We start from the raw sequence: 22,232 nt of genomic DNA on the forward strand, positions 1-22,232 counted from the left end.
CACTGGTGGAAATGGATAGTCTCGAGAGGGCACGCAGTCGTCTGGAATGGTATGCCATTCGGCTGAACGATAGTATCAGTCGTCGGTTTCCGCTGCGCCCGTTCTGCCTGCCGAAGAACGAGCGGATCATCACTTTCACATTCGATGATGTGCCTGATACGGCGGAAAGCGCCGGGGCTACTATTCTCGACAAGTACGGGGTCCATGGCACTTTCTATATTGCCGGGAATATGGTTGGCACGAAAGAAGCCAAAAGGAACCTGATCACGCAGGAGGGGTGCAGGAAGCTGGTCGAGCGTGGGCACGAATTAGGGTGCCATACCTATAACCATCTCAAAGTTCCTTACTTCGGCGCTCAGGAAATAGTGTCCGACCTTGATCGCAATACTGCCTATCTCGATGCATTCGAGCCAGATCGTGAGGAACCGCGCAATTTCGCCTATCCATATTGCGCATCTTCCATGATGTCGCGTCGGCTTTTTGCTGATCGTTTCGCAACATGTCGCGGCGGTGGCAATCGCATCAATCGCGGCATGATCGACCTTGCCTTTCTGCAGGCCGTTGAAATCAGGCAGCCGGATGACAATGCTGCGCGCCAGACCCGCTGGATCGATGATCTGAATGCCAATCCCGGCTGGCTCGTTTTCTACACCCACGATGTTAGCGATACGCCGACCGAATTCGGGTGCAAGCCTGAGACATTTGAACGCCTCGTATCTCACGCGGTGAGAAGTGGAGCGACTGTTCTTTCTGTTCGCGAGGCCGTGGCGCGCCTTGGCGCGCAACGAGGTGCTTCTTGACGCATGTAAATGATAAAGAACATCGCCTGCTGGCGATCAACAACTACTTTTATCGGCGCGGTGGCGCCGAAACCGTTTTTCTCGACCATATAAAACTGTTTTCTGAGATCGGCTGGCAAACAGCCCCTTTCGCGATGCAGCATCCAGATAATTTTGCATCCGACTGGTCTTCCTATTTCGTTTCGGAAATTGAGTATGGCCGGGAAAGCAGCCCGCTCACCAAAGTCGTGCAGGCGGGCAAGATCATCTATTCATGGGAAGCGCGCGACCGGATTAAAGCGTTGATCGAACGCTTTCGCCCGAATGTGGCGCATGCACACAATATCTATCATCATTTGTCGCCGTCGATTTTTCCGGTACTGAAGCAAGCTGGTGTGCCGACGGTTATGACGGCGCATGATCTGAAACTGGCATGTCCGGCCTATAAGATGTTGTCACATAACCAGATCTGTGAACGTTGCAAGGGCGGGCGCATCTACAATGTGGCGCTTCACAAATGCATCAAGGATTCAACCGCTCTTAGTGGACTGGTTTTGGTTGAAACCGCAATCCATCGCATGCTCGGCCTTTACCGCAATACACTTGACCGCATCGTCGTGCCAAGCCGCTTTTATATAGCGAAGCTAGCAGAATGGGGCTGGCCGGAAGAGAAGCTGGTCTACATCCCCAATTTCGCCCATACCGACGATCTGAAACCCTATTCGGATGAGGGTGATTATTTCGCCTATGTCGGAAGACTGGCACCCGAAAAGGGGATCGGTACCCTCATTCGTGCAGCGGCCATTGCGGGTCAGAAACTCGTCATTGCAGGCACCGGCCCTGAAGAGCAATCATTGAAGGCACTTGCAATTGAGACGGGGAGCGACGTTACATTCGCAGGCTATGTCTCGGGCGAGCGGTTGCATCGGCTCATCGGCGAAGCGAAGGCGCTCGTTTTGCCGTCTGAATGGTATGAAAATGCCCCGATCAGCATTCTGGAAGCCTATGCACTTGGGGTGCCGGTGATCGGCGCGGACATTGGTGGAATTCCCGAAATGATTATCGAAGGCGAGACTGGAATGGTTTCGCGTGCAGGTGATGTCGATGACCTCGCCCGCGTTCTTGGCGATTTCGCGGGATTATCTCAGCAGTCCCGGCGCAAGATGGGAAATGTAGGGCGGGTCTGGGCCGGTAACGAATTCTCTCCGCAGGCATACAGAAATCGGACATTGGAACTTTATGCCGAGTTGGGGGCGCTTTGATGGTCCGAAACGATAAACGACCTCGCGTCATGATGCTCGGCCTGCGCGGAGTCCCAAACATACAGGGCGGGGTGGAAAAACATGTCGAGGAGCTGGCTCGGCTCTACGTGACGAAGGGATGGGACGTCGAGGTCATCGGGCGCCGTCCTTATCTGGAAAAGAAACGGCCTTATGTCTGGGAAGGGGTGCAAGTTACACCGATCTGGGCTCCGACTTCCATGAAGTTCGAGGCGATTGTCCATACGGTATTGGGCGTGTTGCGGGCGGGTTTCAAACGTCCGGACGTTCTGCATATTCATGCAATCGGCCCGGCTCTCGCCGTTCCGCTGGCGCGTCTGCTGGGCTTGCGTACGGTCGTGACGCATCACGGTTTTGACTATAATCGTCAGAAGTGGGGGCGTCTGGCGCGTACGATGCTGAAGCTTGGCGAATGGTGCGGAATGCGCTTTGCAAATGCGCGTATCGCAGTGTCCAACGACATCGCGCAAACCATGCAACAGCATTACAATGTGCCGATCACTTTCATCCCGAATGGCGTCACACTTCGTCCTGCCTGCCGCGACAAGGCGTGGCTGGAGAAGCATGGCCTGTGCCCCGAGCGGTATATCGCTCTCGTCGCGCGAATTGTTCCGGAAAAACGCCAGCTTGATCTCATCGAGGCTTTCGAAAAGCTGTCCGATCCTTCTTTGAAACTGGCTCTTATCGGGTCGGCGGAATACACGGCCGAATATGCCGGAACGGTTCGCGCAAGAGCTGAAGCTGTGCCGGGTGTCGTTCTGACAGGCGCGCTTCAGGGGGAGGAACTGTCAGCCTTGTTCAGTCAGGCCTCATTGTTCGTCCTGCCATCCAGCCATGAAGGTATGCCGATCGCGCTTCTGGAGGCGATGGGGTATGGCTTGAACGTGCTCGCAAGCGATATTACCGCTAATGTTGAAGTGGGGCTTGCGAAGGAGAGTTATTTTCCGCTTGGCGATGTCGATGCATTGAAGGATGCGCTGCGGCAGAAGATCGATCTGCCGCTGACTAGCGAGCAGTCGCAGGAAATGATTGACTGGATTGCGCGCGATTATAGCTGGACCGGGATCGCCGACCGTACGCTGGACGTTTACACATCCATTTTGAAATAAATGCTGCCTATTAGAGCGTCGATCTGATTGAATCAGATCGACGCTCTAACTGTTTGTTTTAACGCGCGTCATATCCGAAAACCGTTTCACACTTTTCGGGATGCGCTCTAACACAAATGGCCCCGGAGTTTTGCGCTCCGGGGCCATTTGTCTCAAATCTTATGCGCGTATCAACGAGCCCGGCGGCGTTCCGCAGTCGGCTGAAAGGCCATGCGCGAATGATACTTGCAATATGGGCTGGATTCACCCGATTCATGTCCGCAGAAATGGAAATCTTCGTTCAGCGGATCGCCGATCGGCCATTTGCAGGTGCGCTCGCTCAGTTGCAGCAGCGAAAGACGACGCGAAATCGGCACCACCACATCAGAAGCGGGCTTCACCACGGTTTCCGCAACGACGTCTACGGCGTAGTCCATCTGAAGGGCAGTGGCGCCAACCGTCTTGGTGACCGTAGCCGTGCGCATCGTCGTCGTATGCACGCCGGTTGAATGTTGTGCTGCAGGACGTGGCGCTGCGGCAACCGTATTGACCTTCTTGCTGCGCGGAGCAGCGGTCGTGGTCTTGCCACGGCCTGAAAGCTTCAAACGGTGCACTTTGCCGATCACTGCATTACGGCTCACGCCGCCAAGCTGCGCTGCGATCTGGCTTGCGCTCAAGCCTTCGCTCCACAGTTTCTTCAGTAGTTCGACGCGTTCGTCTGTCCAGTTCATCGCCCTGGGCTCCAATCATTTTCGTTATCCGGAATCCACCAGTGTTCTCGGATTACTCCAAGCGCAAACACCATATCTATCCGGGTGACTAGGTCCGCCGCACGAAATGTAGCTTTAATCTCTAAAAAGAAACTACAATATCCAACGACTCCATGACAAGGGATAGCCTTGTCAGGCAGATTCCATTTTTATGGTTTTCCCCAACTTGGGTGTCAAAGACGGTTTTTCTTTGGTCCGCGCCGAAATTTTGCTCGCAATTGCTCCTGAACTGAAAACCCGGATTGTTTCAGGATGGAACATCGCGAACTTGCGGAGCGGACCTGCCGTCTGGCAGCCTCAGCCGAGGAGAGGCCTTTCTCTATAGAGTGTGGACGCGCGCGTAAAGTCACCTTCGACGGGCGATTGTTACAAGAACGCGAAAATGCATGAACTCATGCTGAAAGATGGCCTTTAAACCGTGTTTGCTTTGATTGACATTTTTTCTATGAACGCCAATATACGCGCGAGATAAATATGCCGCCCTGGGGGCGGTTTTTTATTTCTGCCGGATGCTCAGGCGAGAAGCATGAGTTTTCTGGGCCATTCCTCTCATGTCTCATTATACTTTTTGGCAGTTGGGGATGGAATATCGGCGCTTTTTGAAGGGTGGGAACCGTTTCGGGCGCTTGAGGACTGTTTATGGGAAACACAGCTTTGCCGGTGCTGCCGGGTAAGCTGCTAAAAGGGCTTTGGAGGCCTGACGCTATGACCGACGCGACGACCGTGCAACCGCTTTACGACACCTATAATCGTGCGGCTCTGCGCTTCGAGCGAGGTGAAGGCATCTGGCTTATTACCGAAGACGGCGACCGCTATCTCGATTTTGCAGCTGGTATTGCTGTGAATTCGCTTGGTCATTCGCATCCGCATCTGGTGGAAACGCTGAAGAGCCAGGCGGAAAAACTGTGGCATCTTTCGAATGTGTATGAAATTCCGGCGCAGGAAAAGCTCGGACGGCGTCTTGTCGAGAGCACTTTCGCTGACAAGGTGTTCTTCACCAACTCCGGTGCTGAAGCCCTTGAATGCGCGATCAAGACCGCACGGCGCTATCAATATGTAAGCGGCCATCCGGAACGTTTCCGCGTCGTGACCTTTGAAGGCGCTTTCCATGGCCGCACGCTGGCCACAATTGCTGCTGGCGGTCAGGCCAAGTATCTTGAGGGTTTCGGTCCGAAGGTCGATGGTTTCGATCAGGTTCCGTTCGGCGATGAAGCGGCGTTGCGTGCCGCTATCACCGACGAGACAGCAGCGATCCTGCTTGAGCCCGTGCAGGGTGAAGGCGGTCTGCGCGGCTTCCCTGAAGAATTCATGCGCATGCTGCGCCAGCTCTGCGACGAAAAAGGCCTCTTGCTGATCCTCGACGAAGTGCAGACCGGCGTTGGCCGCACGGGCAAGCTTTTTGCGCATGAATGGGCCGGTATCAAGCCTGACATCATGGCTGTGGCCAAGGGCATTGGCGGCGGTTTCCCTATGGGTGCCTGCCTTGCGACCGCAGAAGCTGCCAAGGGCATGACGGCAGGCGTACACGGTACGACCTATGGCGGCAATCCGCTGGCCATGGCCGTCGGCAACGCCGTGCTTGATGTTGTTCTGGCTGACGGCTTCCTCGAAAATGTTCAGGCAACCGCTCTGGTCATGAAGCAGGGGCTTGCTTCCATCGTTGACCGCTACCCGGGCGTCGTTTCGGAAATCCGTGGTCGCGGCCTGCTGATCGGTATCAAATGCGTAGTGCCGAATACCAGCCTCATTCAGGCCCTTCGTGACGAGCATTTCCTCAGCGTGGGCGCTGGCGATAATGTTGTTCGTCTGCTTCCGCCACTGGTTACGACGCCCGAAGAAGCGCGCGAAGCGCTGAAGCGCATCGAAGCGGCGGTCGAACGGCTCGCAACTGCAAATCCGATCAGCAAGACGGCGTGATATTATGGCTAACGATAACGGGATTAAACACTTTATCGACCTCTCTGCCGTTCCTGCGTCGGAGCTTCGCGCAATCATGGAAGACGCCAAGGCACGCAAGGCGCGCCTGAAGGCGGGCGAAATCGAACGACCTTTCGCAGGCAAGGTGCTTGCGATGATTTTCGAAAAGCCATCCACGCGCACACGTGTGTCGTTCGATGTGGGCATGCGCCAGCTCGGCGGCGAGACGATTATGCTGACCGGTTCGGAAATGCAGCTCGGACGCAGCGAAACCATCGCCGACACGGCAAAGGTTCTGTCGCGCTATGTCGATGCGATCATGATCCGCACTACCTCGCATGAACGCATGCTGGAACTTGCCGAATATGCGACCGTTCCGGTTATCAATGCGCTGACGGACGATACACACCCTTGTCAAATCATGGCTGACGTTCTTACATATGAGGAACATCGCGGCCCGATCAAAGGCAAGACCTTTGCCTGGATGGGGGATGGCAACAACGTCCTCCACTCACTGGTCGAAGCTGCGGCGCGTTTTGATTTCAACGTCAATATCGCAACGCCGGAAGGCAGCGAACCCAAGTCGCAATATGTCAATTGGGCGAAAGCCAACGGCGCGAGCATCATGTCTACCATCGATCCGGAAAAGGCGGCCAACGGTGTGGATTGCATCGTGACCGATACGTGGGTTTCAATGGGGCAGGAAGATCATGCTCGCGGCCACAACGTTTTCATGCCCTATCAGGTCAATGCGCGACTGATGGCACAAGCTGACCCAAAGGCGCTTTTCATGCACTGCCTGCCTGCCCATCGCGGCGAGGAAGTGACGGATGAAGTGATCGATGGACCGCAATCGGTCGTATTCGATGAAGCGGAAAACAGGCTCCATGCCCAGAAAGCCATTCTGGCCTGGTGCCTGCAAAGCCGCGATCTGGGAGCATAATTTGGCTGACAAGACCAGCAACGAGCATACAGAAGTCGAAAACATCCAGGTCAATCTGGGCGATTTCGACTTCGCAGGTGATGACGCCGTGGTGCCCTTTCAGGTGGAAGGTCTCGACGTGCGTGGTCGCGCGGTTCAGCTTGGCGCGAGCATCGACGGCATACTGAAACGCCACAACTATCCGGAAGAAGTCGCTCGCCTGCTGGCGGAAGCAACGGTTCTGACCGTTTTGCTGGGCACTTCACTCAAATTCGAGGGTAAGTTCATCTTCCAGACGCAGTCCGACGGTCCCGTCGATATGCTGGTGGTTGATTTCCGCACCCCGCGTTCGGTCCGCGCCTATGCACGTTTCGATGCGGAGCGCTTGCACGAGGCGGTTGCCGCTCACAAGACGAAGCCGGAGGAATTGCTCGGGCGGGGCACACTTGCCTTTACCGTGGATCAGGGTGCTTACACTCAGCGTTATCAGGGCATTGTTGCGCTTGATGGTTCGACACTGGAAGAAATCGCCACGACTTATTTCCGTCAGTCGGAACAGATACCGACCGACCTGAAATTGAGTGTTGCCAAGCTTGTCGAGCGCGGTGCCGATGGAAAGCCTGTCGAGCAGTGGCGTGCTGGCGGACTGATTATCCAGTTTCTGCCGGAATCCGAACTACGCGCACGTATCCCCGATCTGCCAGGTGGCGATGAGGATGAAGCCGAAGTCGCCTTTCATCCGGAAGACGACGCATGGGACGAAGCCCGCTCGCTGGTCGACACGATTGAAAGTTCGGAACTGACGGACCCGCAAGTCGGTTCAGAACGCCTGCTTTATCGCCTGTTCCATGAGCGTGGTGTGCGTGTGTTCGACTCTGTGCCTGTGCTGGACGAGTGCTCGTGCTCGCGTGAAAAGATTTCCGGTGTGCTGTCAGGTTTCACAGCCGAGGAAATTGCGGAAAGCGCAGACAGTGGCAAGATTTCCGTGACCTGTGAATTCTGCTCGAAACGTTATGAGTTCGATTCGGCGGAGTTCGAGAAGTAATGGGCGAATGAATTTTTAGATTAGGAATTTATCCCCATTGTAGGGTGGGCTGTTAATCTTCACAGGTCAACTGTGGAGATACGATATGCCTGACATTTGGTTACCAGTTACCCAGCAGAATCTCGAGATTGCGGCTGGCAGTCCGCTCGATTTTTCGACGGTTCTATCGAATCCGGCGATTAACGAAGAGCGACGGCTCATCGTTAATCCGGACGGTCACATCGCATTGCGAAGCGATCCGTCCGTTCCATATCGGCTGTTGTGTGGCACCATCGGCAGCATTCCCGACAACGCGACGGCTGATAAGATGGCCGTCCAGTTGCGCCGCCATGGATATAACAGTGTCCGATTTCATTTTCTCGACATTGCTTTGATGGACGGACAACTTCAGGAATTCGGATACCGACAGGATATTCTTGATCGGTTCCGCTACTTCATGGCCGTATTGAAGCAGAATGGTATCTACTGGATCGTAGATGGCCTCACATCCAATGCTGGAGCGTTGGGCAGCATAACGGACCGCTGGGGAATTGAAGGCAGGTTGAAGCTGAAGACGCATGTTGAAAATGCGTCTTTTGGCCACTGGTTGCGCTTTCAGGTCGATATATTCGGCACGGTTAATCCTTACACTGGGCTTGTGCCTTTTGAGGACCCGGCAATGGCGGTCGTTGTGCCATTCAACGAAAATGGCTTGTCGTTCAACTCGTGGATTTATGCCGACGGCGATCTACAGGCTTTGACCGAATTGTTGATGCCTTTCAACCAATGGCTTCGCGAACGCTACAGTACGACGGCTGGTCTGGCTAATGCGTGGGGTGGCGAGCTGGCACCGAACGAGAACCTGGAGAACAGCACCGTCGTCTTGCCTGCAAATCGCTATGCCAGCTCGGTTCGACTGCGAGATTTTGCCCGTTTTCTCGTGGATATCGAAACACGCACCATGGAGAAGATGGGCGACTGCATTCGGGCCATGGGCTTCAAAGGCGTCGTGGCACCCTACAACAATTGGACAGGTATCCAGCCTGCCCTGACGCGTGGCAATCAGTCAGCCGTTGCGATGAACACCTATCACGACTGGATTGGCAATGTGTCGCCAGGTGGCCAGATACAGCAGGAGAGTTCGCTCGCCAATGCGGTGGAATACTTCCGTCTTGCGGCCTCGGCACGCGTTTTCGGCAAGCCGTTTGTGGTGACGGAATACGACCATATGTTCTGGAACCAGTTTCGGTACGAGGCTGGCCTGGCGATGCCTTCCTACGCCGCTCTTCAAGGATGGGATGTGCTTTGCCGCCACAGTAATGGAGCGTTGATCCTTGGTTATGGAGGTAGCGACTTCAACGAACAATATATCCGTCCCTATAGAACTGCGCTTGATCCCGTTGCCCGTGCTGGCGAAACCCTGTCGGCATTGCTGTTCCGGCGCGGGGATGTTGCAAAGGCGGCTCATCAGGTCGTGGCGCAAATACAGGATGTCAGTAATCTGGTTGGATTGGACACACAGGAACCGGACGCCGTTACCGTCATGTCTTTGATGACGGGTTTCGCACAAGGAGATGTTGCGCTGGCACCTGGCGCAGTATCGGTCGGATCACCCCGTCAGATAAATTCCGAAGCGGCTGCGATCACGTTCCTGCGTAACAACGGCGTGCTGGCGGCTGGAAATCCCAGCTCAGCGACTTCCGGTATCTATGCCAGCGATACTGGAGAGATCAGACTCGACATAGCTGCAAAGCAGATGAGAGTTGTTACGCCGCATACGGAGGCAGTAGCCTTTGCATCGGTTAACCAGCCTATTTCTCTGGGTCAAATGACTGTCTGGAGTGCTTCCGGCGCGAGCTTGTTTGCGGTCTCGTCGCTTGACGGACAAGCCGTGGCACAAAGCAGCAAACTTTTAATTGTCATGGCTACGAATGCCCGAAATACCGGCATGACTTTTTCCGATGCGGAACAGAAGATCGTCTCCAATTATGGGGCACTGCCTGTCGAAATCAAAGTCGAGTGGGTGCAATTCTCAATACCAACTGATCGCCCATGGAGAATTTCCCCTATCAATCTCGACGGGGTGGTACAGCCACAAGTCGTGTCCGGAGACGGGACTTCTCCAATAGGTGCACAGCTCTGGAACAATGTTTCCTCCCTGTCTGTATCACCTGGGCCGACGACATATTTCCTGCTTGAACGTCTGTAGGAGTTGAAAACGAGCGCCGGTCTTGGCGCTTGTTCCTATTCGCTATGCGCTTTAATCATGCGAGGTTTGGTTCCCGCTGATAGGTCTGTCTTACTGCCGTTGCAGACTTTTTATGCACGGTGCAGGCATGCAGCCGCAAACCCATGACCGCTGTAAGCACGCTGAACCAGACTGGTCCACGCGCGACGAAGAACGGGGTCTCCAGATTAGCGTAGAACATTATGAACAACCAGATCTGAAGATACATGAGCGCCAGACTGGAGGAGTTGCCTGATCGTTGTGCGCGGTGGAAATCGAGAAGGGGGCAGATCCCGATCCACCAGATCAGTGCAGCCAAGCCAATGAAACCCGTCGTAATCGTTATGTTGAGATAGGCATTATGTGCGTGGCCTGCGCGGGCCGCCCATGTTTCAATGTCGTATCCACCATTCACCAGCCGCGAGGTGCCCCAGAAAGCATCGTAGCCATAGCCTACCAGCGGATGGTCCGTAAGTTGCCTGATAGCGAATTTCCATATCTCGGTACGGCCGGTGAAGGTGGGATCGGAGGCGAAGCTTTCGACGAGGCTTTTGGCTGAAGGAAAAAGAACAGTGCCCAACGTCAGATAGGCCGTGATCAGAAGAGGGACATAAACCATCAGCGCTTTCACGGCTAAGCTTCGCGTTCGCAAAAGGCAATATGCGAGGGTAAAGGCCAGTACAACCAGGCCGATCGAGGTCTTGTTGTTTGTTTTGTAAAGAAAAAAGAGCGCGAGTATGGTGATTAGTGTCCCGCTGAGCCGGGTTTTTGACCGCCAAAGATACATGCCGTAGCAGCTCAGTACCACCATTGCTGGTCCGGCGATGTTCTTATGGGCGAAATGTCCGCGCCACGAGCCGGCATTCGTCAACTCCAGCACCTCCGCCAGATTGTGGATGGAAACGGCAGGCAAGAAGATCACGCCGAAATAGGCCAGTCCTAATACGAACAGTGAAAGCGGCTTGATGAGCCGGATGAAATGGTTTTCGTCCTCCGGCAGAAGCAGCCAGGCTAAAGCGGTAATAACGACCGTGACACTGAAAATATAGCGACGAAACGAGAGATCTGGTTGGGTGGAAAGGATTACCGTTATGAACTGCCATCCCAACAGTATAACAAGGTACGGAAACAGCACTTTACCGACCAGATTGCGGTTCTGCCAGAGAACCGCGAGGCTAAGCGCGGTGAGCAGCAGCGAAAGCACCTGTTGCATCGCATTTCCCGCTTCCTGAGCGAGAAGAACATCCGGATTGCGCAGATCAATGAAAGGGGAGAGCGTGATCCAGTACAGACAAAAGATGCCAATGAACAGAATGTTTCTGTATGTTCTGCTCATATGCAATCCGTCGGGAAATAAGGTGAGAAACGCCTCAATTCAGTGTAGGTCGCAGGTCCGGCATGTCAAGCGAGAAGGCGGGAATATCGACCTCGAACAAGCTGCCGCTGTTGCCTTGCATCTGATAGCGCCCAACCATGACGCCTGAAGTGGTGGTCAACGGGCAGCCCGATGAATATTGAAAAGAGTCGCCCGGTTCGAGAGTTGGCTGCTCGCCGACCACGCCAGGGCCGCGCACTTCCTCGACATACCCATTCGCATCGGTAATTTGCCAGTAACGTGAGCGGAGCTGCACGGTTTCCGTGGAGTTGTTGGCAATCGTTATACGATAACCCCACACATAACGGTTTTCGTCGGGCCCGGATTGGTCTTCCAGATAGAAAGGTTCGACCAAAACTTCGATCCCTCGCGTTACCGCTCTATACATGTGCACCCGCCCTACATTCGCATCGGCCTCGGCACCCTGTAATCTGGCGAAGCCGGATCACAATGGTGCTCGTTTATTCAACGGTTCGCCGGTTCTAGGACGCCGTTTTTCATCCCACCTATCGCTAAAGTTGCGGGGGAGGTCAACAATTCGGAGCGGCAAATATGCGGCAATTGCCGAAATGTTCCGGCAATTGCATTGTTTGTGCTTCTGTTTGCAGCCTAAAAGCCACAGTATCGAGATATAGCAGCTTAGCGAGCGATCTTGAGGGCTGCTTCCACGTCTTCCACGAGATCATCGGTATCCTCAAGGCCTAGCGAGATTCGCAGGAGGCCGTCCGAAATGCCGAGTTCAGCTTTCGCCTCGTCGCTAAGGTTCTTGTGCGTCGTGGTTGCCGGGTGAGTAATAAGGCTTTTTGCGTCCCCCAGATTGTTGGAGATGCTGAAGACCTGCAATGCGTTCTGGAACTTGAACGCTGCCTCCTTGCCACCTTCCAGCTCAAGAGCAATGAGGGTCGAACCACCCGTCATCTGCTTGGCGATGATGTCGGCCTGCGGGTGATCGGCCCGTCCCGGATAGATCACGCGCTTCACGCCCGATTTGCCTGCGAGGAAGTCGGCAACCGCGGTCGCCGATAGCGTCTGCTGGCGTACACGCACTGCCAATGTTTCAAGGCCTTTCAGCATGATCCACGCATTGAACGGGCTAAGGCCTGGACCTGTATGACGGAAATAATCCTGCAAGGTGTTTTCAACCCATTCACGGTCGGAGAGAACTACGCCGCCAAGGCAACGTCCCTGACCGTCAATGTGTTTTGTTGCAGAATAAACAACGATATGCGCACCAAGCTCCAGTGGCTTCTGGAAAAGCGGTGTGGCGAAAACATTGTCAACGATCAGCTTGGCGCCCGCTTCATTGGCGATCTGTGCGACGGCAGCAATGTCGATGATTTCGAGCGTCGGATTGGATGGGCTTTCAAGGAACATCACCTTGGTGTTCGGGCGAACAGCCGCTTTCCAGTTTTCAATATCGGAGCCGTCGATGATCGAGATTTCGACGCCGTATTTAGGCAAGATCGTCTCAACGATGTAGCGACAGGAACCGAAAACGGCGCGGGCAGAAATCACGTGATCGCCGGCCTGCACCTGACACAGGATGGCGGCTGCGACCGCCGCCATGCCGGATGCGGTTGCACGGGCTTCTTCAGCGCCTTCCAGCGCGCACATGCGCTTTTCGAACATGTCGGTGGTCGGGTTGGCATAACGCGAATAGATGAAACCCGGGTCCTCACCCTTGAAACGCGCTTCAGCGGCTTCGGCATTGGGATAAAGGAAGCCCTGCGTCAGAAACATCGCTTCGGACATTTCGGCAAATCCGGAACGCAGCGATCCAGCGTGCACGAGTTCGGTTGCAGGGCGAAACTTGCGGGTATTCTCAGTCGTCATTTTTCCAACCTGTCGAAAGCTGGTCGGCCGGGGCAGGGTAATCGAGCCTCGGCGGCCAATAAAAAACCGGCCTTGCGAAAACGCAAAAGGCCGGTAACGAACCGCGGCCTTTTTTAGCGAATTCTTTAACGTGGCTGCAAGCCGGCCGGCCAAATCACCACGGAACAGTTTTTCATTATGCCTGTTGTGTAGAGCCGTCAATGCCGAAGCCGCCCCATTTTGGGAAAATCGCATCCCTCGCGCCGCATCAATGCTCGGATTCCTGCGGAAAACCCGGTTTCAAGCCGTTCCGAGGCTTGGCATTGACGCCGCCAGCGGTCAATGGTCTTTGTCAAGCAAGGGTTAGAGCATGTCTCCCGAAAGTGGGAACCAGTTTCGGAATAAAGGCATGCGTGAAAACAAGAGATTAAAGCATGTCGCTTGAATACGACATGCTTTAGGCTACGGAGTGTGGGGTTGATGATGCAGAAAGATGCTGGGATTCTGGCGGATGCGGATATTTCCGCGCTGTTTGAAAGCGGTTTGCTGGCGTCTCCACGCCCGCTCGATCCCGATCAGATACAGCCTGCAAGCCTTGATCTGAGGCTTGGTGCGAAGGCTTATCGTGTCCGCGCCTCCTTCATGCCGGGGCCGGGAACGCCGGTTATCGAAAAGCTGGAACGACTGAAGCTGCACGAGATAGACCTGACGGCAGGGGCTGTTCTGGAAACGGGCTGCGTCTATATTGTTCCGCTCCTCGAAGGACTGGCGTTGTCGCCAGACCTTTCCGCGTCGGCAAACCCGAAAAGTTCAACAGGCCGTCTGGATATATTCACCCGCGTCATCGTGGACGGAGCGCAGGAATTCGACAAGGTGCCTGCCGGATATAGTGGCCCGCTTTATCTGGAAGTCAGCCCGCGCACATTCCCGATCGTCGTGCGCACGGGGTCTCGCCTGTCGCAAATACGTTTCCGTAAAGGGCGTGCCCAGCTTGATGAAGCTGAACTCGCCGCACTGCATAATGCCGAAACGCTGGTTGCAGCCGAGATGCCGAATATCTCCGGCGGCGGCATCGCTCTTTCGGTCGATCTTTCCGGCGGCCCTGACCGGCTGATCGGCTATCGCGGCAAGCACCACACGGCTGTGGTCGATGTGGACAAGCGCGCAGCGCACGACGTTCTCGATTTTTGGGAACCGATCTATGATCGCGGCGCGCGCGAGCTCGTACTTGATCCGGATGAATTCTATATCCTCGTTTCACGTGAGGCCGTGCATGTTCCACCGCTCTATGCAGCGGAAATGACACCATTCGATCCGCTGGTTGGCGAATTCCGTGTTCATTATGCGGGCTTCTTCGATCCGGGCTTCGGGCATAGTGCTGCAGGCGGAACCGGCAGCCGCGCCGTTCTGGAAGTCCGCAGCCATGAAGTTCCGTTCATTCTGGAGCATGGGCAGATCGTCGGGCGTTTGGTTTACGAGCATATGCTGCACCGCCCATCCGCGCTTTACGGTGTCGATCTCGGCTCCAACTATCAGGCGCAGCAGTTGAAGCTTTCCAAGCATTTTCGTTGACTATATCAGCCTCCTCCAAGCAGATATAATTACGGGTGGAGGAGAGCGACCTAAGTGACAACTGGAATTGAACGGGATCAGGACAGGAAGCTTCAGGCGGCAACGGATGCTCCGCAGCGCAGGCTATCGGTCGGCATTGTTGCATTGCCGGGTTTTACGCTGAGTGCACTTAGCCTTTTCCTCGATCCTTTTCGCCTTGCTGCAGATGATCGCGACAAGAGCCGCCAGATACGCTGCGCATGGAAAATTTGTACTCTATCAGGAGACCCCGTAACCTCCAGTTCTGGCATGGTAATCGAGCCGACTGCGCCCATGGGAGAGCTCGATGATTGTGATTATGTTGCCGTTGTCGGCGGGCTGCTTGCGCAGTATCGGCCAAGGCAGCAGGCACTGATCGATCTCATCAAGCGTGCGGACAGGCGCGGCAAGACCGTGGTAGGTCTTTGTACAGCCGCCTTTCTGCTGGCGGAGGCCGATCTGCTGCCGGATCGCAATTGCTGCGTCAGCTGGTTCCATCGGGACGATTTTCTGGAGCTTTTCGACGGTTATTCCGCCGATACGACCAGCCTTTTTCATCGTAGCGGAAGACATTTCACCTGTGCTGGTGGGCTTGGTACGGCGTCGCTGGCACTTTCAATCATACAGAACGAAATTTCCGAGGAACTGGCGCGCAAGAGCGCATCTATCCTCATGATCCCTTATGAGCTTGTTCGTTCAGAGCAGCCTGCTCTGAGCTTTAACGGCGTGCGCTCGCCAATGATCCGCAAGGCGATCCGTATTTTTGAGGAAACGCTGGAAGATCCGGTGCCGATGATTGACGTCGCGCGGCGACTGGGGATTTCCGTCCGCCAGATGGAACGTGGTTTCAAACTCGCCCTAGAGCGAACGGCATTCGAGGTTCGCGAAGAGCTTCGGGTGAAAAAGGCCAAGGAACTTTTGTCGGAAACGGGTCTGTCACTGCTGGAAGTGGCTGTTGCGAGCGGCTTCACGGATACGCGCAGCATGAACCGCTCATTTTCACGACAAAAGCAGAAAGCGCCGCGCGATTACCGCAAACAGCGATAAACGCGTGTGGAACTTGCGAAGGTTGCACGGACGGCCTATTTCTTGCGCGATGAATCTGTCGCTTTGACCAAAACCACTCAGGAGATTTGCATGTCGGATGGTGTGAACCGTTTTCTTGGCGATACGCCCGCCCGTATCCTGATCAAGCTGGTGCTGATCTCGCTGGTCGTCGGCGTGGTCATGAGTGCGTTCCACTGGACGCCCTATGATATTTTCTATGGCATTCGCGATTTCTTCCTGCGCCTTTGGAATATGGGCTTTTCAGCGATTGCAGGCTTTGTCGATTATTTCATTCTTGGCGCGGCAGTCGTTATTCCTGCCTTTATTTTGCTCCGTATCCTCAGCTACCGGAAATGAACTCAATTCGGTAATTGGATAGCTCAGACAGGCAATGCAGCAAAAACAAGGATTTACACTCAACCGACGTGGTTTTTTGGTCCTGGTCGGTGGGGCGCTGGCGGTATCAGCAGTGCCATTGAACATGGCGCTGGCTGCCGGAGACAATGATCCCACCCCGATTTTCAACGCTATTCGCAAGGCGAACGGTTTGCCTTTGATGGCGACGGATTCCAAGCTTGAGCAGGCGGCGCTGTATCAGGCCAGACGTATGGCGAGTTATGGCAAGATCGGCCACAGTGTTGGTTGGGGGAACGGTTTCGTTGCGCGATTGCGTCAGGCGGGGATTCGCGGACCGGCAGCCGAAAACGTGGCATCGGGACAGCGGGATACACAAGCCGTCTTCGATGCATGGATGAAATCTCCCGGCCATCGCAAGAACATGCTTGATCCGACTTTTGAGCATTATGGCCTTGCCTGGGCTACGCCCGAAAACAAACCCACTTATATATATTGGGCCATGATGCTCGGACTGTAACGGTCTCATATCTCCTGACGGTCCGCTGTCAGGAGCTGCGACAATGCGGTGGCCGAATTATCTGTAGTTCCGATTGATTCCAGAGTAGATGATCCTGATTAGAGGGAATGCATTCGGGACAAGCACAATGGATCAGTCGCTGCAACGTGTTGGTGGCGTAACAAAGCCGTTCGACGTAACGCACCGAATGGTGATGCTGATCGCCATTCCCATGACGCTTGCCGCGATCACGACCCCGCTTCTGGGGCTCGTGGACATGGGTGTTGTCGGCCAAATGGGTCAAGCCGAGCTGATCGGCGGTCTGGCGATTGGCGCGCTCGTATTTGACTTCCTGCTGTCGCTGTTCAATTTCCTCCGCTCCGGCACAACCGGACTTGTTGCGCAGGCCGTAGGTGCGGAAGATGCCGTGGAAGAACAGGCAATCTTCTGGCGCGCGATCATTATCGCGGTGGTGGCTGGCAGCTTGATGATCCTGTGCTTGCCGATCATCATAGCCGTCTCGTCCACCTTCATGCATCCGACGTCCGCCACGCAGGAAGCAATGGCAACCTATGTCTCGATCCGCATGTTGTCGGCACCGGTTGCTCTCATCAACTATTCGATCCTCGGACTCGTCCTTGGTCGCGGACAGGGCCTTGTCGGCCTCGGGCTTCAAGTGCTGCTCAACGGCATCAATATCGTGCTCTGCATCATCCTTGGGCTGGAATTGGGCTGGGGCGTTACCGGTGTTGCCTGGGCCACTGTGACCGGTGAAACCGTTGCAGCACTTGTCGGCATGTTCATTGTGCTGCGGCATTTCCGTAAGGATGCATCGCTACGTCCCAATCGGGCACGAATCTTTCAGAAAGAGGGTATTTTGCGCATGTTCGCGGTCAATCGCGACATCATGATCCGTTCATTTCTGCTTCTCACGGCCTTTGCCTTCTTTACCCGGGCGGGGTCCGACCTTGGCCCGATTACGCTTGCGGCCAATGCTGTCCTGTTGAACTTCTTTCTCGTTGCCGGTTTCTTTCTGGACGGCATGGCGGCGGCTGCCGAACAGATTGTTGGTCGGTCGATCGGGGCGCGTTACAGCCCGGCCTTTGTACGCGGTGCGAAGCTCACATTTGTTTGGGGGCTGGTCATGGCGAGCATTATCGCCTTTTTCTTGCTGGTGTTTGGCGATGCGATCATCGGGCTTCTATCCAAGGCGGAAGATGTTCATGCCGAGGCCCTGAAATATTTGCCATGGGCAGCGCTGACAGGCATTACGGGCTTGCTGGCCTTCCATATGGACGGGGTTTATATCGGCGCCACGTGGTCGCGCGACATGCGCAACATGATGTTCCTGTCGCTCGCATTCTTTCTGGTGGTTCTTTATGCAGCAAAGCCCGTGATGGGCAATCACGGGCTTTGGCTGGCTCTCAATCTGTTTCTGTCAATTCGTGGCGTCACGCTTCTGGCGATCCTGCCACGACGCTATCGTACAGAATTCATCGCGTGATCAAAGCATGTCTCCCAAAGGTGGAACCGGTTTGGGATAAAGACACGCATGACGCCTTATGCAGTCAGTTCGCGCCGGGCCCAGTCTTTGGTGTCCCGGTCGCGCAGTGCGGCGATGTTCGCGACACCTTCGCGTTTTACAGCGGCTGAAAGGCCACGAACGATTTCAGCAGGCAAGTTCGGGCCACGATAGATCAGTCCCGTATAAAGCTGGACGAGATCGGCGCCTGCCTTGATCTTGGTCAGAGCCGTCTCGGCGCTATCCACGCCGCCGACACCAATCAGCGGCATGTCAGGGCCGACGCGCTCGCGCATGCGGGCAAGGACGATGGTGGAGCGGTCGAAAATCGGTGCGCCGGAAAGCCCACCTGTTTCATCGCGGTTGACGGCGCTTTTCAATCCGGCACGTGAAAGCGTCGTATTGGATACGGTGATGCCGTCCAGCTTCTGTTCGGTTGCCTCAGCCGCGATATCGTCCAGTTCTTCGTCTGCAAGATCGGGCGCGATCTTGAGGAAAACAGGACGCTTCAGCGTGCACATCTTGCCTTCTTCGTTTCGGGCTTCCAGTACACGGCTCAACAATTCGCGCAAGCTGTCGCGAGCCTGAAGATTGCGCAGACCCGGCGTGTTGGGCGAAGAGATGTTGACCGTGAAATAACGCGCCAGTTGATAGAAGCGACGGATACCGGCGACATAATCGGCAATGCGGTCTTCGGCATCCTTGTTGGCGCCGATATTGACACCGACGATCCCGCTCTTGCCTGCACGTTGCGACAGGCGTTTAAACGCTGCGTCATGGCCTTCATTGTTGAAGCCAAGGCGATTGATAACCGCTCTATCTTCCACAAGGCGGAAAATGCGCGGGCGCGGATTGCCACTTTGAGGGCGGGGAGTGATAGTGCCGATTTCGGTGAAACCGAAGCCGAGTTTCAATAGCGCATCGGGCACTTCAGCATTCTTGTCATAACCCGCTGCCATGCCGAGCGGATTTGGAAACTGCAGTCCCGCAACCTTGACGGAAAGAGCTGGATCGTTTGGCGCACCGCAGGTAACGAGGCCCGTCTTCAGGCCTGCGATGGAAAGGCCATGCGCCTGTTCCGCATCGAAGGCAAAAAGGGCGCGTCGCCCGAGAGTTTCAAAAAGCCCGCTCATTAATCTTCCAGCTCCGGAAAAATGTGAAGACCATCATCGCCCAGTGGCAAGGGTTCAGCCTTTAAAACCGCTGCAAGCGGCAGCTCGCCGTAAAGATGAGGAAACAGGGCCCCGCCGCGTGAAACTTCAAACTTCAATGCTGCGCCAAGCGCGGAAGCATTCACACTGATCAGAAGCAAATCCTGCTGGCTCGCAAAATGCCTGGCTGCCGTTTCCCGCACCTGTGTTGCGGTAGAGAAATGGATATAGCCATCGGCAATATCAACCGGAGCCCCGGTAAAACTACCAGCCTGTTCTGCTTGTGCCCAAAGGTCGCGTGGAGCGATCTTATAGATGATCTTATTGGTCATGGCTGCTCTCTAGACCGAAATTCTTCGGAAATCAAAGTCCCGCATGTTCGATTTTCGTCGTAAACGTCCCATATGATGGGGACATCTCAAAGAGAAGCTGAAGGGAATTGCATAATGTTGAACAGAAAGACACTGATGGTTCGTAATCTGGCTGCTGTTGCTCTTCTCGGTTCAGCGCTTGCCCCGGCTAATGCGCTTGCGCAGGAAAACGGGCGCTATCGGCTGGAAGGCACCGAGACAGGCTATGTCCGTCTGGACACACGAACCGGAGCACTCTCGACCTGCACGGAACAGCAGGGACAGCTCATCTGCAAGATGGCGACCGAAGATCGCGAAGCTTATGAGAACGACATTGCCGACTTGCAGGATCGCGTGAAGAAGCTTGAAGACAAGGTTTCTACGCTTGAAGGGAAGGGTGGAAGTGCCGCTTCGGGCCTCCCGAGCGAACAGGAATTCGAGCAGTCCATGAGCTATATGGAACGCTTCATGCGCCGCTTCATGGATATTGCGAAAAGTTTCGACAGCGAGCCGGAAAGCCCTGGTGGTGGAGCGACACCTGGTGGTCGGACCTGACGATAAAGAAAAAAGGCGCCACGCGGCGCCTTTTCATTAGAGCATTTCCAGCAAAAGTATGAAGCGATTTTGCGTAGGATAGTGCATAAAAACAAGCAGATAGAGCGGAATAGCGAGCGAATGTGAGTGCTTTCGGCTCTATTGTGCGAAACGCTTTGTTGCCTCGATCAATTCATGGGTGATGCCGGGCTCTGTGACGGCATGTCCTGCATCCTCGACGGTTCTGAGATCTGCTTCAGGCCACATTTTCTTCAACTGCCATGCGTTGATAAACGGCGTGCAGATATCATAGCGGCCATGGATGATCACGCCGGGAATATGCCGGATGCGATCCACATTGCGCAGAAGCTGGTCATCGGAATCGAGGAAACCTCGGTTCTGGAAATAGTGGCATTCGATACGCGCAAAGGCGATGGCGTACTGGTCTTCACCGAAGGCATCGACGCGGGCCGGGTCGGGCAGAAGTGAAATGACCGAGCCTTCCCAACGCGCCCAGCGCCGCGCTGCTTCAAGCTGCACCTGCGGGTCACGATCAGTCAGGCGCTTGTAATAGGCAGCGATCATGTCGCCGCGCTCGGCTTCGGGTATATGCTCCTGATAAGCCTCGAAATGGTCCGGAAAGAGAATACTTGCGCCGTTGGAATACATCCAGTCGACTTCGAAACGACGGATCATGAAGATGCCACGCAGAATAAGCTCAGCCGCGCGATCCGGATGGGATTGCGCATAGGCAAGGCCAAGGGTTGATCCCCAGGAGCCACCGAAGACCTGCCACTTCTCGATGCCGAGATGCGCGCGGATATGCTCCATATCCGCCACAAGGTCCCATGTCGTGTTTTCACGCAGTTCTGCATGTGGGGTCGAACGACCGCATCCGCGCTGGTCGAACAGGATGATGCGATAGCGCTCTGGATCATGCAGCCGGCGCATGGTTGGCGTGATGCCGCCGCCGGGGCCGCCATGGATCATGATGACCGGCTTGCCGTCCGGATTGCCGCATTGCTCGACATGGATTCGATGCAGCGGAGAAACCTGAAGCATCTCTTCCTTGAACGGTTGGATTTCTGGATAAAGCGTATTGCGCGTCATGAAATGCCTTTTTGGTTCCCTTCCATTTGGCTGGTCGGGCCGCTCTTATGTTATTTTCGACACCCAGCCTAACATACAATGCGGCCAGATGGCGGCAATGCGTATTGTGAAAAGGGGTTAGCAACGTGAATTTTGGTTGCCCGAGCCAAAAAACGGCATAAAACGGAGTGATTGGCTGATTGGCCTGCACCGCGAGGGGAGGAGACCTGAAACAATGGCGCGCGAGGCACATGCATTTCATCATCGCTGACGATCACCCGCTTTTCCGGGGAGCACTGAGGCAGGTCCTTTCAGGACAGTCGAAGAGTGTCGAAATCATCGAAGTCGGCGATTTTGACGCCGTCAAGAAACTGGTCGGCGAACGAGAAGATATCGATCTTCTGTTGTTGGATTTGACGATGCCAGGCGGAACCGGGCTTTCCGGTCTGGTGACGTTAAAGGCCTTGCAACCGGCGCTTCCGATCATCATCGTCTCGGCGACGGATGACGCTGCCACGATCCGTCATGCTGTGGAGCTCGGCGCTTCCGGCTTCATCTCGAAATCAGCCAGCATGGAAACCATTGGCGAGGCTGTACATGCCGTTCTCGCTGGCGATATCTGGACACCTGCCGACATTGAGCTGGATCATCCGCACGACCCTGAAATTGAGGCTCTCATTGCGCGACTGCGTACATTGACGCCACAGCAGACGCGTGTGTTGACCATGCTTGCCGAAGGGCTGCTGAACAAGCAGATAGCCTATGAGCTTGGTGTGTCGGAAGCCACGGTCAAGGCACATGTTTCGGCAGTGCTGCAGAAACTTGGAGTCGACAGCCGCACGCAGGCGGTCATTCTTTTGTCGCGCATCGGCAATGATGCGCTGAGCACGGATTAGATATTG

The 22,232-nt window shown here is 55.1% G+C and carries 21 protein-coding genes and 1 riboswitch; of the genes, 14 read left to right on the forward strand and 7 right to left on the reverse strand.

All coding sequences use genetic code 11. The features are described 5' to 3' along the window. Positions 1-11 precede the first annotated feature (11 nt). The 3 genes from HWX93_RS08420 to HWX93_RS08430 are packed head-to-tail and all read left to right on the forward strand — an operon-like array spanning position 12 to position 3,168. The gene (locus HWX93_RS08420; protein ID WP_235914686.1) at positions 12-800 is read left to right on the forward strand and encodes a polysaccharide deacetylase family protein; all 789 of its coding nucleotides are present in this window, start codon (positions 12-14) and stop codon (positions 798-800) included. After that, positions 797-2,041, forward strand: a complete 1,245-nt coding sequence (locus tag HWX93_RS08425) for a glycosyltransferase (RefSeq protein WP_151652443.1) — start codon at positions 797-799, stop codon at positions 2,039-2,041. The genes HWX93_RS08420 and HWX93_RS08425 overlap by 4 nt, the downstream gene beginning before the upstream one ends. Then, positions 2,041-3,168, forward strand: coding sequence for a glycosyltransferase family 4 protein (locus HWX93_RS08430; RefSeq protein ID WP_176037138.1), 1,128 nt, complete (start codon positions 2,041-2,043; stop codon positions 3,166-3,168). Before HWX93_RS08425 ends, HWX93_RS08430 begins: the two co-directional genes overlap by 1 nt. A gap of 170 nt (positions 3,169-3,338) precedes the next feature. On the opposite strand, the gene HWX93_RS08435 is transcribed toward HWX93_RS08430, so the two are convergent. Further along, on the reverse strand, positions 3,339-3,878 hold the full coding sequence (locus HWX93_RS08435) for a GcrA family cell cycle regulator (RefSeq protein WP_061344986.1): 540 nt from the start codon (positions 3,876-3,878) through the stop codon (positions 3,339-3,341). Between the two features lie 744 nt (positions 3,879-4,622). Between HWX93_RS08435 and HWX93_RS08440 the strand changes: the two genes are divergently transcribed. The 4 genes from HWX93_RS08440 (at position 4,623) to HWX93_RS08455 (ending at position 9,989) form a co-directional block, all read left to right on the forward strand. Further along, positions 4,623-5,834 (forward strand): aspartate aminotransferase family protein, encoded by a 1,212-nt coding sequence (locus HWX93_RS08440; protein ID WP_151554360.1) that lies wholly within the window; start codon positions 4,623-4,625, stop codon positions 5,832-5,834. Positions 5,835-5,838: 4 nt separating this feature from the next. Beyond that, positions 5,839-6,777, forward strand: a complete 939-nt coding sequence (gene argF / locus HWX93_RS08445; RefSeq protein ID WP_151554359.1) for an ornithine carbamoyltransferase — start codon at positions 5,839-5,841, stop codon at positions 6,775-6,777. A 1-nt stretch (position 6,778) separates the two neighbouring features. Next, positions 6,779-7,801, forward strand: a complete 1,023-nt coding sequence (locus tag HWX93_RS08450) for an Hsp33 family molecular chaperone (RefSeq protein WP_176037139.1) — start codon at positions 6,779-6,781, stop codon at positions 7,799-7,801. 85 nt (positions 7,802-7,886) lie between these two features. Further along, complete coding sequence (locus HWX93_RS08455) at positions 7,887-9,989, forward strand: glycoside hydrolase (protein ID WP_151554357.1); 2,103 nt, start codon at positions 7,887-7,889, stop codon at positions 9,987-9,989. Positions 9,990-10,044: 55 nt separating this feature from the next. Here HWX93_RS08455 and HWX93_RS08460 read toward each other — a convergent pair whose 3' ends face one another. The 3 genes from HWX93_RS08460 to HWX93_RS08470 form a co-directional block, all read right to left on the reverse strand. Continuing rightward, the gene (locus tag HWX93_RS08460; RefSeq protein WP_151554356.1) at positions 10,045-11,343 is read right to left on the reverse strand and encodes an O-antigen ligase family protein; all 1,299 of its coding nucleotides are present in this window, start codon (positions 11,341-11,343) and stop codon (positions 10,045-10,047) included. A gap of 34 nt (positions 11,344-11,377) precedes the next feature. Further along, complete coding sequence (apaG, locus tag HWX93_RS08465; protein ID WP_151652439.1) at positions 11,378-11,770, reverse strand: Co2+/Mg2+ efflux protein ApaG; 393 nt, start codon at positions 11,768-11,770, stop codon at positions 11,378-11,380. A 251-nt stretch (positions 11,771-12,021) separates the two neighbouring features. Beyond that, positions 12,022-13,215 (reverse strand): O-succinylhomoserine sulfhydrylase, encoded by a 1,194-nt coding sequence (locus tag HWX93_RS08470; protein ID WP_151554354.1) that lies wholly within the window; start codon positions 13,213-13,215, stop codon positions 12,022-12,024. A gap of 91 nt (positions 13,216-13,306) precedes the next feature. Next, positions 13,307-13,386, reverse strand: a riboswitch (SAM riboswitch). 288 nt (positions 13,387-13,674) lie between these two features. Here HWX93_RS08470 and HWX93_RS08475 point away from each other — a divergent pair. The 5 genes from HWX93_RS08475 to HWX93_RS08495 all read left to right on the forward strand — a co-directional run bounded on the left by HWX93_RS08475 (position 13,675) and on the right by HWX93_RS08495 (position 18,188). Beyond that, a complete protein-coding gene (locus HWX93_RS08475; protein ID WP_061344994.1) occupies positions 13,675-14,766 on the forward strand; it encodes a 2'-deoxycytidine 5'-triphosphate deaminase in 1,092 nt (363 codons plus the stop codon). Positions 14,767-14,820: 54 nt separating this feature from the next. Then, positions 14,821-15,831, forward strand: coding sequence for a GlxA family transcriptional regulator (locus HWX93_RS08480; RefSeq protein WP_151646127.1), 1,011 nt, complete (start codon positions 14,821-14,823; stop codon positions 15,829-15,831). A 90-nt stretch (positions 15,832-15,921) separates the two neighbouring features. Further along, the gene (locus HWX93_RS08485) at positions 15,922-16,188 is read left to right on the forward strand and encodes a DUF6460 domain-containing protein (protein ID WP_105543134.1); all 267 of its coding nucleotides are present in this window, start codon (positions 15,922-15,924) and stop codon (positions 16,186-16,188) included. Positions 16,189-16,222: 34 nt separating this feature from the next. Then, positions 16,223-16,705 carry a CAP domain-containing protein gene (locus tag HWX93_RS08490; RefSeq protein ID WP_176037140.1) on the forward strand — a complete coding sequence of 161 codons (483 nt, stop codon included), beginning with the start codon at positions 16,223-16,225 and terminating at the stop codon, positions 16,703-16,705. 127 nt (positions 16,706-16,832) lie between these two features. Then, entirely contained in the window at positions 16,833-18,188 is a 1,356-nt protein-coding gene (locus tag HWX93_RS08495; protein ID WP_176037141.1) for an MATE family efflux transporter, read from the forward strand. A gap of 56 nt (positions 18,189-18,244) precedes the next feature. Here HWX93_RS08495 and HWX93_RS08500 read toward each other — a convergent pair whose 3' ends face one another. Both HWX93_RS08500 and HWX93_RS08505 read right to left on the reverse strand, forming a co-directional pair. Further along, on the reverse strand, positions 18,245-19,339 hold the full coding sequence (locus HWX93_RS08500; RefSeq protein WP_176037142.1) for a quinone-dependent dihydroorotate dehydrogenase: 1,095 nt from the start codon (positions 19,337-19,339) through the stop codon (positions 18,245-18,247). Further along, entirely contained in the window at positions 19,339-19,689 is a 351-nt protein-coding gene (locus HWX93_RS08505; RefSeq protein WP_151554349.1) for a DUF952 domain-containing protein, read from the reverse strand. The genes HWX93_RS08500 and HWX93_RS08505 overlap by 1 nt, the downstream gene beginning before the upstream one ends. A 114-nt stretch (positions 19,690-19,803) precedes the next feature. Between HWX93_RS08505 and HWX93_RS08510 the strand changes: the two genes are divergently transcribed. Beyond that, positions 19,804-20,262 carry a hypothetical protein gene (locus HWX93_RS08510; protein WP_176037143.1) on the forward strand — a complete coding sequence of 153 codons (459 nt, stop codon included), beginning with the start codon at positions 19,804-19,806 and terminating at the stop codon, positions 20,260-20,262. 138 nt (positions 20,263-20,400) lie between these two features. Here the strand turns inward: HWX93_RS08510 and pip are convergent, their stop codons facing one another. Next, entirely contained in the window at positions 20,401-21,351 is a 951-nt protein-coding gene (gene pip / locus HWX93_RS08515) for a prolyl aminopeptidase (protein WP_151554348.1), read from the reverse strand. 230 nt (positions 21,352-21,581) lie between these two features. On the opposite strand from pip, the gene HWX93_RS08520 reads away from it, so the two are divergent. Then, the gene (locus HWX93_RS08520; RefSeq protein WP_151554347.1) at positions 21,582-22,226 is read left to right on the forward strand and encodes a response regulator transcription factor; all 645 of its coding nucleotides are present in this window, start codon (positions 21,582-21,584) and stop codon (positions 22,224-22,226) included. The last annotated feature ends 6 nt before the right edge of the window (positions 22,227-22,232 follow it).

The sequence above is a fragment of the Brucella tritici genome, assembly GCF_902825325.1.
Classification (GTDB): domain Bacteria; phylum Pseudomonadota; class Alphaproteobacteria; order Rhizobiales; family Rhizobiaceae; genus Brucella.